Origin of the sequence: Streptomyces sp. NPDC005803 (assembly GCF_040630435.1) — a bacterium.
Classification (GTDB): domain Bacteria; phylum Actinomycetota; class Actinomycetes; order Streptomycetales; family Streptomycetaceae; genus Streptomyces.
Genome location: NZ_JBEXXO010000029.1, coordinates 1 through 15,693 on the forward strand (window position 1 = coordinate 1; position 15,693 = coordinate 15,693).

Consider the following 15,693-nt stretch of genomic DNA (forward strand, 5'->3'; position numbering starts at 1 on the left):
CCACACCCCCCATACCCCCAACCCTAACTTTGTCCTTGTCGTACTCCCGTTTGCTCTCCCCAACGCCCCACCCGAGGGGGCGCCCACCGGGCGGGGGGCCGGTCACCACGCGTGGTGACCGGCCCAGCCGCTGATATACAGGCGCATCTCCGACGTAGGTCCACGCTTCCGGGGCTCACGGGCGTTCTGAGGAGACCCTCGCCGACGTTGCTGGCGGGTCTCTGGGGATCTGGCTCTCCTGCCGGGTCAGCGTCGGTGGCGGCTCGGCTGCCTCGTGGGCGCTGCGGTTGTCCTCGGCTGGTCGTTAGGTGAAGGGGCGCCCAGGGCTGATGCGCTGACGCTTCGTAGGCGGGCTGCCTCGGCGCGGCGGTTGGGTGCGGGGTTGCGGCTGGTGTGCTGGATGCGGGTGATCAGGACGCGGGCCGGTCGGCGAGCTGTGCTGAGCTCTCGGCGGGCGGCTGCTTCCTTGAGGAGCTGGTGTGGTTTGTGGCCGCTGGCTTCGGCGTCGGCGAGGACAGTGGCGAGCCCGGGCCAGCCCGGGTCGGCGAAAATCCGCTCGGCGTGTTCGGGGACGGCTGCGCGTACGTCGTTGGCAAGAGTGCGGCGGGTTCCTTCACCAGGGCGCCGGGCTTCGAGTTCGGTGAGCGTCGGAGCGAGCGCGGCGTCGGCTGCTGACTGGAGGTGCTGGACAGCTTGGCGGGCAGCGTCGGCCTGGTGGGCGTGGCCCTTGGCCTCATGCCAGCGTGCGGCGAGGATGGCGGCCCAGAGGAGTGCGGCGGTCAGCGCTGCGAGGGCGCTGCCGTCGGGGCCGGTGGCGGTGTGTGCGATGTCGCGGGCCGCAGTCCGCAGGGCGTGGGCGGCACGGTCCTCGGCACGGATCTGCGACCGCTGCGCCCGGGAGAATGCCGCACTGGCTAGGCGCAGTTGAGCGCGATGGTCGGCGGGCGCTGCTTGGGCGGTGGCTTCGATCAGTTCGCCCAGAGCGCTGATGCTCGCTTGTGTCCGTGCGTCCTCGTCGGCGCTCGTAATGGTGGTATCTGGGCGGAGGGTGTCGAGGGCTTCGGTGGCCTGATGCCAGGGAGTGGTGGGTCGGTCGCGGCGGGCTGTGGGGTGTTCCTCGGGCGCGCCGTTCTCAAGGCGGGCTTTCAACTTGGGCAGGGTGAGGTCGGGGGCGATCTTCCCGCCGGGGTGGTAGATCTGCTCGCCGTCCCTGTTCAGGTCGCCGGGGCGACCGACGGCGTATCCGAGGAGGTCTCCGGACGGGCCGCGGCGGGGCTTGACCAGGACGTCGCCGGCATCGAGGTAGGCGAGGAGTTCCTCGGCACTGGTGGCGTGCGGGATAGCGGCGCGGATACGGTCCTGGAGCCACTGGCGGCTGGTCTGCTCCCAGCCGAGGCGTTCGGCCTTGTGCATCTCGGCCTGGGTGGGGCGACGCTCGGCGGTGCGGTAGCCCTTCCGTAGGCGGCGCAGCCCGTAGTCCTTCTCTATCTGACGGCACTCGTCGCCGACGCGGATGCCGCTGTCGTGGAGTTTGGGGCGGCGGCCGTCTTCGCGGACGGTGGTGGCGAGGATGTGGATGTGGTCGTCGGCGTGGCGTACGGCGATCCATCGGCAGGCCAGGTCGTCGCCGTCAGGGGAGATGCCTGCGGCCTGGACGATGCGCTGGGCGATCTCGCCCCACTCGGTGTCGGAGAGATGACGGTCTTCGGGTGCGGCGCGGACAGGGCAGTGCCAGACATGGTCGGTGACGGGCTTGCCGAACTCGCTGTTCCGAAGGTGAACGGGCTCGTCGAGGTGGCGGGCGAGATCGGTGAGAGTGGCGTTCTCGTCGCGTCCGGGGTCGGGCATGCCGAGCATGGCGAAGCCGGTCACCAGGTGCGGGTCGAGGTGTTCGTCGTGTCGGCCAGGGCCGTAGAGGTAGGCGAGCAGACCGCGGGTGTTGGATCCGGTCGGTTTGATGGCGGCGATCATCCGGTCAGACCTCCGTCGGATCAGTGGGCCGACGCAGGGCTTCGGCAATCAGGGCGAGCAGGTGGTGGAGTTCGTCAAGGCGCTGACGGATATCGGGCGGCGTGAAGTCGCTGTTGAGCGCCCGGGCGATCTGGTTGATGTTGACACCGGTGCGGTTGAGGGCGCGCAGGACCTGGGCGCGGAACATGTGGGTGCGGCGGCGGTCCTCGGACAGGGGGAGGTTCGCGGTGAAGCGGCCGTCGATGAAGGCCAGGACGATGTCGGCGGCGAAGCCGGATTCCCCCTTGTAGCCGTGCTCGGCGGCGGCCTCCTGGAGGGCGGCGTGCTCGTCGGCGGTGAAGCGCAGCGGGCCGACGCGGACGGTTCGCTTGGTGCCGGTGAAGCGGCGGATCGCCGGCTGGACGCTCTGCACATCGCGTTCGCCGGCCGTCGGCTCGGCGGTGGGCGTGGGGTGGAGGATCTGCTGCTGGACGGTACGGAACTTGTTCTGGTCGGAGCCGCCCTCGGCCCCGACCTCCCGGACCGGCGCCCCCTGGCGCTGGACCGTCTCCGCCACCCCCGGGGCGGAGACCCCCGAAGACCGGCCAGGAGTCGGACTCGGGGTACTACTGGCTCCGCCAGGAGCCGTCCGTCCGAACGCCCGCCGCAAACGTTCTGTCAGCGTAGGCGACTTCGTCAGTGTCGGCGGCCCATCGATGGAGCCGTCAGTGTGGTTCGGGTCGTGGGTCACGGATAGCTCTCCGGAAGGTGTGGGCCGGGTGGTGGCGTGCGGAGGCCACGGCTACGACTGCGGGAGTGTGGATGAGTGATCGGGCGGAGAGGCGGGGGCCGTCGCGACCGGTGGCCGGAGGAGTTCCGGCCACCGGATGGCGGGGGATCAGCCGACGTTCCGACCGGCGCCGGGTTCCGACCGGAGGACCTCCATGACTTCGGTCAGCCTCTGGCCGCCGACCGTATGTCCCTTGGCCCGTATGGCCTGTTGCACGACGCCCCGTGTGAGCTTGCGCTGCTCGGCCGCGGCGATCCGTCCGATCTCAACCAGTTCCTCGACCGTCGCGCTGACCGGACGCCCACCACGCGGCTGGCCCTCCGCAATCCGGGGCGGCGGCATTCGGCTGGAATCGGTTGCCTGCGGATTGGCGATGCGTTCGGATGGTGTGGCCCGCAGTTCCGGTGCCTCGGCGGAATTGAGTGCCGGGCGGTCGAGGGGCCGGTCGACCAGTTGGTGGATCTGCCGCATCAGCACGCCGAAGGCCAGCAGGGCTGCGGTCGGGGGAACCGCCGCGACCACGTAGTCGAGCAAGGGCACGATGCTCGCGTTGCCCGTGCCGCTGACACCGGCCACGTTGAGCGCAATGGATCCGACCGACCCGGTAGCGGTCAGAGTGACCGCCCACCAGTCGGTCACTCGACGGAGGCCGGCGCGGAGCATGAGCAGTTCGCCCGCGACGATGAAGGCGTCCAGGGTCGCGGGCCAGGCCCATTGCCGGACCGGGGAGCTTCCCAGGCCATGCTGCCCGGCGACTTGGGCGAGGTGTGCGTAGGAGAGCCAGAAGCCGCCGGCGGTGAGGGCGATGATGACGGTTCCGGCTGCGGCGAGGGCGTACCGCTCGGCCGCATGGTGGGCCGTTGCTTGTGGCTTCACGTCCTGGACGTGCTCGGCGTGGGGCATCTCGTTGCCCTGCTGGGTGGTGTCATGAGGCGTGGCGGGTGTGGTCATGCGGGTTCTCCGGGGTGGTTCTGCGGAGGCGATCACGGCGTTCACGCAGGGGGCGTACACGCGAGCCCCCTTCTAAAGGGGGGCTCACGCGTGAACGCTGGTGTGCGTGTACGGCGTGAACGATCGCGTGATCGTCTGACCTGGGGTTTCGTTCCTGGCGTGTACGCCTGCGGCGAGGCGTGGGCCGGTGCGCGGGGGAGGGGTGCGTGTACACCCTCGTGTACGGTCCCGGCCTTCGGCGATCAGGTCAGGAGACGGCGCCGATATGGCGGACTGAGGCGCGGTAGCGGGCTTGCTGGCCGCCTCCGGTGCCGCCTGCGGTGCCTTCGGCCTTGCCTGCGAGTCCGGCCCTGACGAGTCGGTCCAGGGTGCGCCTGGCTTTCTCGGTGGCCGAGCGCTCGGGGTTGTTCTGGCCGCTTTGGATCATGGCGAGTTCGCGCACGGTCAGGCCGTCGGGGCGCTGTCGCAGGATGGCGACCGGGTCGAGGGCGGGGTCGAGCGTCGAGATGCCGCGTTCGTGGTCGTGGATGACCTGGAGGGGGCCGATCTCGCCGGTGGGCGTTTTGAGGTGGTGCAGGGTGACGGCGAGGTCGCCGGCCTCCCCGGCGACGAAGAGAACGCTGCCCGCGCCGGAGGTGATCCACGTAGAGCCGTAGACGCGGTCCAGGGTGGGCTTCTGGGCACGTGGAGCACCCTCGGTGGCCTTGCGCTGATGGTGGAGTTCCATGATCTCGACGCCATTGCGGATAGCTCGCTGCCGGGCGTTGTTGTAGGCGACGCCGAGTGCGTCGTCGACCAGCGTGCTTACCGCGTCCTTGAGGCTGTCGATCACGATGGTGTCGGCCTGGTGGGCTGCGGCGAGGTCGGCGAGGAGGTCGGGCTCCTTGTCCAGACTGGCGGGCAGGGGGCCCTGCCAGACGGCGAGCCCGTCGCGCAACCGCTGCTCATGCTCGGGCCCGACGCTGCGGGCCATGGCGCGGGCGATCTGTTTGTACCGGTCCAGCGCGAGGTAGAGCACCCGTCGGCTCGGTGCGACCGGCATGTCCAGGACGCTGTCCGACAGGCCCAGACGAGCGAGGATCACTTGGTGGGCCAGCGTGGTCTTCCCGACTCCTGGCGCTCCGACGATCATCAGGCTTTCTCCCGACGACCAGGCCGTCTGCTCCCGAGTGCCCCAGAGAGGTTCGGTGTCAGTGCCGGTCTCGGTGACGAAGCGCCATCCGTCGGTGATGAACCGGGAGAGTCGGCCCTGTCCCGAGGCCAGCGCACGCTCGCGCTCCGCCTGGACCTCTGCCTCCACCTCGCTGCGGATGGCATCCGGATCGGCGCCCGGCTCCATCGCCTGCTGAGCGGTGCGGATGCCGGAGGCGCGCAGACGCCTGAGGTCGGCCATCGTGCGCACGATGCCCGCGTAGTAGGCGGCGCTGCTGGCGGAGGGCACGGCGTCGGCGAGCTGGTGGACGTACACCACACCGCCGACCCGCTCCAGGTCGTCCTGGGCGCGCAGCTGGTGCGACAGGACGATGGGGTCGGTCGGCTTGTCCTCGCTGTGCAGGGCGAGGATTGCACGCCAGACCGTCTCGTGTGCGGGGCGGTAGAAATCGGCTGCGTCGAGCAGCAGGCGTACTTCGTCGATCACCGCGCCCTTGTGCATGCAGGCCCCCAGCACGGCGGCCTCGGCGTCGACGTCGTGCGGCGGAACCGCGGTGAGGTCGCCGGCCGTGGGCTGGCGGCCGGTTCCCGCGAGGTGTGGCGCGGTCGGCCGGGGTTCGTCCATACTGGACATTGAGCTCCTCAACTTGCGGGCCGTACGGGACGGCGAATCCCAGGCCACGCGGGTCAATCGTTCAGGGATGGGCGGTTACGAGAGTTCGTGCTTGGCCCCCGACGTTCGTAGCGTCGGGGGCTTTTTGCGTTCACCGCCGTTCGAGGGCGGACGTCTACAGTACCTGACGTTTTCGGAAGCGCAACGGTTGCATTTCGCTCCGGAATGGTGTTTAGTTTTCACCATCGCCCCGGCTGTCCGTCGGGCCCCAGCAAGGAGGTGCAGTGATGAGCAGTGACGAAGGCGCCTCCCGCGCGGGGCCGGACCGGCCGCCAGCCGAGGAGCATGTCGCGGAGCGGATCAAGCTCGAACGCGAGGCACGCGGGTGGAGCACGGTCACGCTGGCCGAGCGAATGGCAGACGCTGGCCACCCGGTCAACCAGTCCGCGATCTGGCGCATCGAGAGCGGCAAGCCCCGTCGCCGGGTCAACCTCGATGAGGCGCTCGGCTTCTGCAAGGTCTTCGACCTGACCTTCGACGAGCTGACCAGCCCCCCCGGCCAGCTCGCCAACCCGCTGGTCCGTCGTCTCGTCGGCGACTATGTCGCGAGATGGAAGGAATGGCGGGCCCTGGGCAAGGACATGCGCCGGATCCAGGACGAACTCGCGGCGTACACGGACGCCAATCCCAACCAGGAGGACATGGTCAAGGCTCTGCTGACCCACGAGCTGACCATCGCCTCGAACGGCGAGTTCCATCACCACCTCGGAGCGCCAACTCGGCTTCGCAGCTATCTCGGCGAGCGCATGGACGCGCCGTCCGAACAGAGCTGACTCGGCCCCTCGCTGCTACGAACAGCGAGGGCCTGCCGTCTCCGGTTCCTTCTCTTCACGCCCATCCCTGAACGACTTGCCGGCCTACCGGGATTCGCCGTCCCGTGGCCTGCCAGGAGAGGACCCTCCCTTGCACCGCACCGAACTGCCGCTTGCCCAGATAGCGGACCTGCTGGACGTCTCCGAGTCCGACCTGCGGAATCTGCTCTTCGAACGACGTCCCGCCGGAGTCGACACCACCCTCGTGGCCCTCACCGTTGCCGAAGCCGCGCGCCGCATCGGCATCGGCCGCACGAAGCTGTACGAGTACGTCACCTCCGGGGAGATCGCCTCGGTCAAGATCGGCAGCTTGCGCCGCATCCCAGCGGAGGCGGTGAACGACTTCCTGACCCGGCGCCTCATGGCCAGCGACTTCGGGACCGCAGCATGACGCGGGGCGAGACGGCGAAGAGCCGTCAGCCCAACGGCGCCTCCAGCATCTATCTCGGCAAGGACGGCCGATGGCACGGCCGCGTCACCGTCGGAGTGAAGGACGACGGCAAGCCTGACCGCCGTCACATCAGCCGCAAGACCCGTGCCGAGGTCACCAAAGTCGTACGGGAGCTGGAGCGGCAACGCGACAAGGGCGCAGTCCGCAAGGCTGGTCAAAGCTGGACCCTAGAGACCTGGCTCACCCATTGGGTCGAGAACATTGCCGAGCCGAACGTCTCCGAGAACACCATCGACGGCTACCGCGTCGCGGTGAATCATCACCTCATCCCCGGCCTCGGTGCCCACCGCCTGGAGAAGCTGGAGCCAGAGCACCTGGAGCGCTTCTACAAGAAGATGCAGGAGGCTGGCAGCGCCGCCGGCACCGCGCACCAGACCCACCGCACCATTCGCACCGCCCTAAACGAGGCCGTACGGCGTGGCCACCTCACTCGCAACCCGGCCACGATTGCGAAGTCCCCGCGCCTCGAAGAGGACGAAGTCGAGCCGTACTCGGTTGAGGAAGTCCAGCGCCTCCTGGCAGAAGCGGGGAAGCACCGCAATGCGGCCCGCTGGGTCATCGCCTTGGCGCTCGGACTTCGCCAGGGCGAGGTCCTCGGCATGCAGTGGACTGACGTGGACTTCGAGCTCGGCGTGATCCGTGTCCGACGAGGTCGTTTGCGGCCCCGCTACCAACACGGATGTGGCGACCGCTGCGGGCGTAAGCCCGGCTTCTGCCCGCAGAAGATCAACGTCCGGCGCGAGACCAAGAACGTGAAGTCACGGGCTGGGCAGCGGCCTATCGGTGCCCCGGACGAGCTGATGGATCTACTTCGCCGGCACAAGGAGGAGCAAACCCGCGAACGAGCGCTCGCCCGCGACCTCTGGACGGAGAAGGGGTACGTCTTCACGTCGCCCATCGGCGAGCCCTTGAACCCGAACACGGACTTCCACAAGTGGAAGGATCTGCTGAAGGCAGCGAAAGTCCGCGATGGCCGTCTTCACGATGCCCGCCACACCGCGGCGACCGTCCTGCTGATCCTCGGTGTCTCCGACGCTGTGGTGGACGCGATCATGGGCTGGGAACCTGGAAAGTCTGCCCGAATGCGTCGCCGATACCAGCACCTGACCAGCCGTGTTCTCAAGGACACCGCCGACAAGATCGGCGGCCTCCTCTGGGGCACCGACCCGGGCCAAGCTGTCGGAACAATCGCGCCCAGTCCCGACCACAGCCCCGTACTCGCGGAGCTGATGGTCCACGTTGCCCGCCTCGGCGAGCGGCGGGTGCCTTTCGTCCAGCGCGCGCACGCTGCAGAGGTTGTTGCCCAGTGGAGCGAGGACTGGCCGGGCCGGACGGCTGAGGTCGAGGAGTGGGACCGAGGACGCTGGGAGCGCCAGGGACCCAATGGCGTGCGCGCAGTGCGCGACCAGATGCCGGAGCGGACCGTTGTCTTCCACGCCCGAGCCCTCTTCGTCCCAGGTGGGGAGCGCGCAACGACCGGGCTCCCCGATCGGTGGTCGGTGCCGGCCTGGGACTTCGAGACCGATGCCTACACCGGCCGCCCGTCGGTCTGGCGCACAGTCCGGCTCTCCGGCGTGGGCCAGGAGGTCGAGGCTGATGCGCGCGGTACGGACCAGGAATCTGTGGAGGCCGCGTTCGCCGAGGCGTGTGCACAGGCTGTGGACCGCGCTCAGAACCCAGGAAAGTACGGTGACACCGACGAGTGGTAGCGCCGTCGGCCCCCCTCTGAGTTGGAGTGCGGGCGTTGACATGGGACTACCTCCCCCTGCCAACGCCCGCACGTGGCCCGCCTGAATCCGCCTTCCGAACGTCTTGCTATCCCGCCTTACTGAAGGGTCGGCTCCGTGGCGTCATCGGTCTTCGCAGCCTGATCGAGGACGACGGCGTAAAACCACTTGGCGACCTCGGCGACCAACTGTGTCCTGCCCATGGTGCTCGTGAAGAAGTAATCGCTCATCTTGTTGTGTGCGCCCTGGTTGTCCGCGACTGCTCCCGTGACAGCGTCGTCGAAGTCCGGGGATTCGGCGAACTGGTTGGGGCTGTTGACCTTGGCCTGTTGCACGAGGTCTTGGTCTTCCAGCAGGGAGCCAAGGAGGGCCTCAAGGAAGGACACCTTCTGGGTGGCCGTGAAGTCCTCGTTGCCGAAGAGATCGTTGAGCCGATCCAGGACGGCCTGGAAGGCGACCATCTTCGGGTCCTTCTTGCCTGCCGACCCCGCGCCCGACACACCCTTGAGCGCGATGTCCTGCCCGCCGAGGGCTATGTCGGCCTTGCCCTTGTCGATCTGCTTGACGTTCTGCAGTGCGATGTCGGACAGGTCGATCGGGGCCGTGAAGTTGTCCGGCTGGATCCGCCGGGCCAGTAGCCGCAGGTAGATGCTGCGCTTCTCCAGGTCAGCGTCGCCGTAGTCGATGATCTGGCTCATGAAGTCGTAGAGGCGAACGAAACTCCCGACGTCCTTGCGGAACATGTCGAGCTCTTCCAGGGCGGCCTTGTCGCCCTCACCGCCGTTCGCGGAAAGAGCAGAGGTGTACCGGTCCTGGAACCGTCGCTTTCCAGGGTTCACCGCAGCCGTCAGGGCGTTGTTGCCCCTGTTCTTTACGAACGCTTCGGCGCACTGGTCGATCTCGGCGAGCGTGTAGATACCGAAGGTGTCCAGCTTGGCGGACAGGTCGTGCACCAGGTTGGGATCGGTGGACTGCTCCAGGTGCGCGTCGGTGTAGTACGGCTCGAATGCTTCCTGGATGATGTTCGGAGGGTTCACGAAGTCCACGATCTGCGTCATTGTCGACGTCTTGTGGACGCCTGACGGGGTGACGAACGTGCGGTTGAGGCGCGAAAGCGTCTGCACCGCCGTCACGCCCGACAGCAGCCGGTCGACGTACATGGCACACAGTAACGGCTGGTCGAAGCCAGTCTGGAACTTGTTCGCGACGATCATGACCTTGTATTCGTCGCCCTTGAACGCGGTCCGCAGGTCGTGTATGCCCGGGTTCATCGACGCTTCGGTGAAGTCAGCTGGCCCGGACTCAGGGTCGTCGACCTTGCCGGAGAAGGCGACCAGGGTGCCGTAGCCCAGGCCCTTCTTGGCTATGTAGTCGTCGATGGCGAGTTTGAAGCGCACGGCGCCCTTGCGAGAGTCGGCCACGACCATGGCCTTGGCGTGTCTGTCCAGCAGATGCGCGACGTTGGAGCGGAAGTGTTCGACGATGATCGCGGCCTTCTGCGAGACGGTCTGCGGATGGAGCTTCACCCACCGCATGACCTGCTTGGTCGCCTCGCTCTGGTCGACCTCCGAGTTGCCGCTGGCAGCGTTCTGCCCAACCTGGAAGGCCAGCTTGAACGAGTGGTAGCCCCGAAGAATGTCGAGGATGAAGCCCTCCTCGATGGCCTGCTTCATCGAGTACACGTGGAACGGCTGCGGCGCCAGATCCGTGCCGTCGGCCACCCGGCCGAAGAGCTCCAGCGTCTTGCCCTTGGGCGTGGCGGTGAACGCGAAGTAGGAGATGTTTTCGCTGGCAGCCCGATCGGACGCCTCGGCAGCCAGGACCGACTCGACGTCGACCTCGCCGCTCTCCTCGATCTCTGCGAGCTCCTCGGACGTTAGTACGGCTTTCAGCTTGTTGGCGACCTGCCCGGACTGAGAAGAGTGCGCCTCGTCGGCGATGACGGCGAATTTCTTGCCCTTCAGGCCCTTGGACTTCCGGATCTCGGCCATCGCGTGGGGGAAGGTCTGGATCGTGACGACGATGATCAGCTTGCCGTCAGCCAGGGCCTTCGCCAGCAGCCCTGACTTGGAGGATCCTTCGCGGGCGGCCTGCTTCCGGTCGATGGCCAGCACGATGCCCTGGTCGTTGTCGATCTGCTTGATCGCGTCCTGCAACTGCCCGTCCAGCACAGTGCGGTCGGTGACGACGATGACCGAGTCGAAGACCTTGGTGTTGTCCACCTGCAGGCGGGCCAGGCGGTGGGACAGCCAGGAGATCGAGTCGGTCTTGCCTGAGCCCGCCGAGTGCTGGATCAGGTATCGGTGGCCGGCGCCTTCCTCGATCACGGCGTCGGTGACCTTAGTGACGGCCTCCCACTGGTGGAAGCGCGGGAAGCGCAGGGCCGCCGATCGAGTCACCTTGCCGGAAATCGGATCGATGTGCCGGTCGTGCTTGATGTACATGAACCGGCCGAAGACGTTCAGCCACGCATCCCGCTGCAGCACCCGCTCCCACAGATAGGACGAGGGCGACCCCTCCGCGTTGAGCGGGTTGCCTGCCCCACCGTCCTCGCTGCCCCGATTGAACGGCAGGAAGAAGGTCTTCTCGCCGGCCAGCTGCGTGGTCATCCAGACCTCGTCGTTGGACACGGCGAAGTGCACCAGCGCGCCGCGCCCGGAGGTGAACAGCGGTTGCACGTGCTTGCTGCCCGGGTCCTTCGGTTGCCGCCTGGTCCTGTACTGACGCTTCGCGTCCTCGACCGTCTGTGTGAAGTCCGTCTTGAGCTCGGCCGTGGCTACCGGCAGGCCGTTTATGAAGAACACCAGATCCACGCTGCGCTGGTCAGCTGTGGAGAAGTAGACCTGCCGCATTACGCGCAGGCGGACCTTCTCGTAGTCCGCCACCGTCGTGGCGTTCAGGGCGGACTCGGGCTTGAACTGACACATGCGGAGTCTGGCTGAAAGGTGCTTGAACCCATGGCGCAGCACGTTGAGCGTGCCGCCGCCGTTCTCCATATCGATCGCCAGGAAGTTCACCAACCGATCCAGCACTTGGTCGCGCTGCTTGGCCTCGTCCGTTGCAACGGCCTTGACGACCTTGGCCAGTTCATCGGGCTGCGAGTCCTGCAGCCACTCGAAGAGGTCCTTCGGGAACAGGGCCCGCTCGCGGTCGTAGCCGATGTCGTTCTCGGAGTACAGCCAGCCTCGTGCGGCTAGGTACTCGCCCAGCTCCTTCTCGAACTCGACCTCGTTGTGCTGGGCCATCAGCCCTCCTGCCGGACGTCGATCTGGCCAGTCACGGCCGCAGTGATGAGGGCGGTGCGCCGCTCCTGGGACAGTTCGACCAGCCGTTCAGACTCCGCGATCAGGATGTCAATCCGGGAAGTCTCTCGATCAAGGTGTTCGGCGATCTGCCGCTGCTTATCCAGAGGCGGGGCAGGCACGCGGAGTGCTTGAATATCGTCAAGCGCAAGCTGAACTTTGGTCCCGCCGAAGGCGCCTTGGGAAAGCTGATCCTGACCTTCGGTAGAGAGCATGAAATAGCCAGTAAATTTGGAGTCCAGTGCGGAACGGTCGATCCGGCACAGGGCAACATGCTGGCTGACGTAGGAGTCGACCCACTCCTGATCAACAACTGCAACCGAACCGACGTAGGCGGTGATCGAAAATAGGAGATCGCCGACCTTTAGTTTTGTGCGCTGCCCCTCGTAGACGGTCGAAGGGAGCGATACACGCTGCACATCGCCACCTAGGGAAAGGGAACCTCTTGGTAGATTGGCGATCCGCACGAACACGTCGCCGGTATCAGCGTAATAATCACCCCATCCGCGCGATCCGCTGGTCAGAAATTCGATGAACCTCCGAAGTTGGATTCGCTGTGAGGATTCGGCGAACGCGTGGTCGATCATTGCTTGACGTCGCTCTTTTAGCATCTCGACGAGCCGCTTCTGTTCAGCGATTAGTGTGTCGATCTGACAAGTCTCGCGGTCGAGGTAGTCAACGATGGCCCGCTGCTCATCGAGCGGTGGCACAAGCCACGGCGCATCCCCAAGTTCTTCCCGATTAACCTTCGGCATTTTGACGCGCGCGGAGAGTACGGATGCGAAGGTGTGGAAAGGGCGTGCCAAAATGTAGTACACCGCGTACCGAGTGTCGACGCCATCTCGAAATGACAGGGCGTACATGTCTGCGCTGCACAGACAATCTGACGGGGCGACCGTTGCCTTGTTGAGTTGCGGGCGAATTTTCGAGTAAATCACCTGACCCGCTTTAACAAGATACTTTCCGCTGTCGGCGCCCTGGTCTTCAGCGCTCTCTTGGGTCAGCAGGCGCCCCGTTTGCCCTTCGATATGGTTCGGGGCAATGAGGGTCATGTGATGCCACGGTGCCCGCCGTGGGTCCACCAGTCCGCCGTTAACCCGAACCTCGTATCGGAATTTACTGAAGATCCAGTGCGATGGAATTGAATCTAGCCACGGCGACTGGGAAGCCTTAACAGATTCGTACTCAATCACAGATGATCTACCTTCCGCAGCAGCCCCATGATCTTGGCGATTTGCGCTTCCAGGTCGTGGTCAATTTCGGCCAACGGACGCGGCGGGGTGTATGTGTAGAAAAGCCGGGTGAACGGGATTTCGTAGCCGACCTTCGTCTTCTTCGTGTCAATCCAGGCATCCGGCACGTGCCGGACGACCTCGGCCTCGAAGTACGCCTTGATCGTCTCATTCCGGCCTGCTTCGCCGAGGTTGTTGCCGCCGTAGGTGAACGGGACGCTCTCTGAGTCGCGCCTGGGGACGTCCGGCTCGGCGTTGCCCTTGGTATCCGTGATGATCTCTGCAGTGTCGTCGTGTTCCCCGAGGGCGATGGCCAGGTGGCGGTACTGGGCGGGGGTCAGCCTCAGTTCGGCTGTACCGAACTCCTTGCGCACGGCCTCGATGAACTTGGACTGGCTCTGGTAGATCTGCTTGCCCATGCTGGCCAGCGCGGTCAGGAAGGGTGTCGGGTCGGTGTCCTTACCGAACGCCTTAGCGAGCGTCTTGTTATCAAGGCCAGCAGCGCGCGATGTGGAGAAGTTCAGCCGCAGCGGGCGCTCGACGGTGATCGTCCAGTAACCGAACTCGGAAGTCTTCAGGATCTTGGAGTGCTCGGTCTCGGCGAAGGCGTCGTACAGCTTCACGATCCGCTCGCGGGTAGTCGCGTCGATCTCCCTGCGCTTGGAACCCATACCTTTACGCATTTTGGTCCACATGCCGGAGGCGTCGATCAACTGGACCTTGCCGCGCCGTTCGCTCTGCTTGGTGTTGTTCAGGAGCCAGATGTACGTGGCGATGCCTGTGTTGAAGAACATGTCGGTGGGCAACGCGATGATCGCGTCCACCAGGTCGTTCTCCAGAAGCCAGCGACGGATCTCTGACGGGCCAGTTTCGGCCGCGCCGGTGAACAGCGCGGAGCCGTTCAGGACGATGCCTGCGCGGCCTCCGCCCTCGTGTGCGGGCCGCATCTTGTGTGCCAGGTGCGTCAGGAAGAGCATCTGGCCGTCCGAGACAGGTGGCAGCCCCGGGCCAAAGCGCCCGTTCGGGCCGTCCTTCTTGCGTTCCTCCTTGACCGCGGACTCCGAAGACTTCCAGTCGACCCCGTAGGGCGGGTTAGACATGCAGAAGTCGAAGGTCTTGTCGTAGAACTTGTCGTCGGCCAGGGTGTCACCGAGGCGGATGTTGCTGACCTCTTGCCCCTTGCCGATCATGTCCGACTTACAGATGGCGTAGGACAGGTCGTTGATCTCCTGCCCGTAGAGGCGCAGGCGAGCATGACGGTTGCGCTCCAGCAGGCGCTCCTCGGCAACCGAGAGCATGCCACCCGTGCCTGCGGTGGGGTCATAGATCGTGCGGATGGTGCCCGGCTCTAGCAGAGCCTCGCTCTCCTCCGCGAACAGCAGGTCAACCATGAGGCGGATCGCGTCGCGCGGGGTGTAGTGCTCGCCGGCTTCCTCGTTGGACGCTTCCGCGAACTTGTAGATCAGGTGCTCGTATAGGTCCCCCATGACAGCGTTGGGGACTGTGTCCGGGTGTAGGTCGACCTCGGCGAACCTGGCGACGATGAGGTAGAGCCGGTTCTTCTCTTCGAGCCTGTTGATCTCGGCTGCGAACCCGAAGCGCTCGAAGACGTCAATGTTGCCGGAGAAGCGCGTGATGTAGTCAATCAGGTTGGCGCGCAAGCCCTCAGGGTCTTCGAGCAGGCGGACGAAGTCGTACCGCGAAGTGTTGTAGAAGGTCAGGCCGGTCTTGCGCTTGACCTGGACATCCAAAGCTCCGCCGTCGTACCTGTCAGCTAGGGCGCGCACGTCGTCGCGTGTGGGTTCAAGGAGACAGTCCAGGCGCCGCAGAATCGTGAACGGGAGGATGATGCCGCCGTACTGATGCGGTCTGTAGACGCCTCGCAGCTGGTCAGCAATCGACCACACGAGGTTACCAAGGGTGCTCAACTCGGTCCTGCCTTCTGCCTACCAGTGGTATGGGCCAAGCATTGCAGAGGCCATGGATGCGATCTGCCAGATCGCCGACTCCCAGCTGACTAGGCTGCCTCATCTGTGAGCGCAGCAACATGACCCGCCAAGACTTGAGTGCCTCCAGCCTCACAGGCGCGACGCAACGGGCGTCGGTCCCGCCGGTAGGCGCTCTGGAAGCTTGCTTGGCATGACTGGGCGACCCGCCAGGACTCTGCCGACCAACTGAGACCAAAACTGAGACCACCCACGTCGAAGGGCCCCGCAGCAAGCTGCGGGGCCCTTCGACGTATTGCCCGGTGAGAGCAATGGCGGAGGATACGAGATTCGAACTCGTGAGGGGTTGCCCCCAACACGCTTTCCAAGCGTGCGCCCTAGGCCACTAGGCGAATCCTCCGGGGCAAACAATACAAGACGTTGAGGAGTGCTCGCGAACCTGTTCCGTCCCGGAGGTCCCCGGGTGGTCTCGGCGGGGTCTCCGGTTCGGGGGAGGTGGACTTGCGGGGGTGGGGATCGGCTAAGGTGGGCGTCAGCCCCTCACGTGGCGCTATCTGACTGAACTCCCCCAGGGCCGGAAGGCAGCAAGGGTAAGTCGGCTCTGGCGGGTGCGTGGGGGGCCCTTGCGTGTCCGGGGCCGTCCGTGGCGTCCGGATCTGGCGGTGAGCGTCCCCGGGGCCGGTGGTGTGCCTGGCCCGGAGCCGGTT

General features: G+C 66.0%; 10 protein-coding genes, 1 tRNA gene and 1 other RNA gene. 4 read left to right on the top strand and 8 right to left on the bottom strand.

What is annotated here, in order from left to right; genetic code table 11:
* Nucleotides 1-246: 246 nt before the first annotated feature.
* From ABZ454_RS31760 to ABZ454_RS31775, 4 genes are all read right to left on the bottom strand, one after another.
* Nucleotides 247-1,971, bottom strand: coding sequence for a mobilization protein (locus tag ABZ454_RS31760; protein ID WP_359543044.1), 1,725 nt, complete (start codon nucleotides 1,969-1,971; stop codon nucleotides 247-249).
* Nucleotides 1,972-1,975: 4 nt separating this feature from the next.
* A complete protein-coding gene (gene mobC / locus ABZ454_RS31765; protein WP_359543045.1) occupies nucleotides 1,976-2,527 on the bottom strand; it encodes a plasmid mobilization relaxosome protein MobC in 552 nt (183 codons plus the stop codon).
* A gap of 321 nt (nucleotides 2,528-2,848) precedes the next feature.
* Nucleotides 2,849-3,643, bottom strand: coding sequence for a DUF2637 domain-containing protein (locus ABZ454_RS31770; RefSeq protein ID WP_359543111.1), 795 nt, complete (start codon nucleotides 3,641-3,643; stop codon nucleotides 2,849-2,851).
* Between the two features lie 295 nt (nucleotides 3,644-3,938).
* Nucleotides 3,939-5,477: a DnaB-like helicase N-terminal domain-containing protein gene (locus ABZ454_RS31775; protein ID WP_359543046.1), complete on the bottom strand. Its 1,539-nt coding sequence runs from the start codon at nucleotides 5,475-5,477 to the stop codon at nucleotides 3,939-3,941.
* A 266-nt stretch (nucleotides 5,478-5,743) separates the two neighbouring features.
* On the opposite strand from ABZ454_RS31775, the gene ABZ454_RS31780 reads away from it, so the two are divergent.
* From ABZ454_RS31780 to ABZ454_RS31790, 3 genes are all read left to right on the top strand, one after another.
* A complete protein-coding gene (locus tag ABZ454_RS31780) occupies nucleotides 5,744-6,289 on the top strand; it encodes a helix-turn-helix transcriptional regulator (protein WP_355287967.1) in 546 nt (181 codons plus the stop codon).
* A 130-nt stretch (nucleotides 6,290-6,419) separates the two neighbouring features.
* Nucleotides 6,420-6,719: a helix-turn-helix domain-containing protein gene (locus ABZ454_RS31785; RefSeq protein ID WP_359543047.1), complete on the top strand. Its 300-nt coding sequence runs from the start codon at nucleotides 6,420-6,422 to the stop codon at nucleotides 6,717-6,719.
* The gene (locus tag ABZ454_RS31790) at nucleotides 6,716-8,488 is read left to right on the top strand and encodes a tyrosine-type recombinase/integrase (RefSeq protein WP_359543048.1); all 1,773 of its coding nucleotides are present in this window, start codon (nucleotides 6,716-6,718) and stop codon (nucleotides 8,486-8,488) included. The genes ABZ454_RS31785 and ABZ454_RS31790 overlap by 4 nt, the downstream gene beginning before the upstream one ends.
* A gap of 116 nt (nucleotides 8,489-8,604) precedes the next feature.
* Here the strand turns inward: ABZ454_RS31790 and ABZ454_RS31795 are convergent, their stop codons facing one another.
* From ABZ454_RS31795 to ABZ454_RS31810, 4 genes are all read right to left on the bottom strand, one after another.
* The gene (locus tag ABZ454_RS31795; RefSeq protein ID WP_359543049.1) at nucleotides 8,605-11,751 is read right to left on the bottom strand and encodes a type I restriction endonuclease; all 3,147 of its coding nucleotides are present in this window, start codon (nucleotides 11,749-11,751) and stop codon (nucleotides 8,605-8,607) included.
* Nucleotides 11,751-12,860, bottom strand: a complete 1,110-nt coding sequence (locus ABZ454_RS31800) for a restriction endonuclease subunit S (protein ID WP_359543050.1) — start codon at nucleotides 12,858-12,860, stop codon at nucleotides 11,751-11,753. The genes ABZ454_RS31795 and ABZ454_RS31800 overlap by 1 nt, the downstream gene beginning before the upstream one ends.
* 137 nt (nucleotides 12,861-12,997) lie before the next feature.
* Nucleotides 12,998-14,968 (bottom strand): class I SAM-dependent DNA methyltransferase, encoded by a 1,971-nt coding sequence (locus tag ABZ454_RS31805; protein ID WP_359543051.1) that lies wholly within the window; start codon nucleotides 14,966-14,968, stop codon nucleotides 12,998-13,000.
* A 330-nt stretch (nucleotides 14,969-15,298) separates the two neighbouring features.
* A tRNA-Ser gene (locus ABZ454_RS31810) sits at nucleotides 15,299-15,386 on the bottom strand.
* Nucleotides 15,387-15,517: 131 nt separating this feature from the next.
* Between ABZ454_RS31810 and ffs the strand changes: the two genes are divergently transcribed.
* An RNA gene (gene ffs, locus ABZ454_RS31815) (signal recognition particle sRNA small type) lies at nucleotides 15,518-15,614 on the top strand.
* The last annotated feature ends 79 nt before the right edge of the window (nucleotides 15,615-15,693 follow it).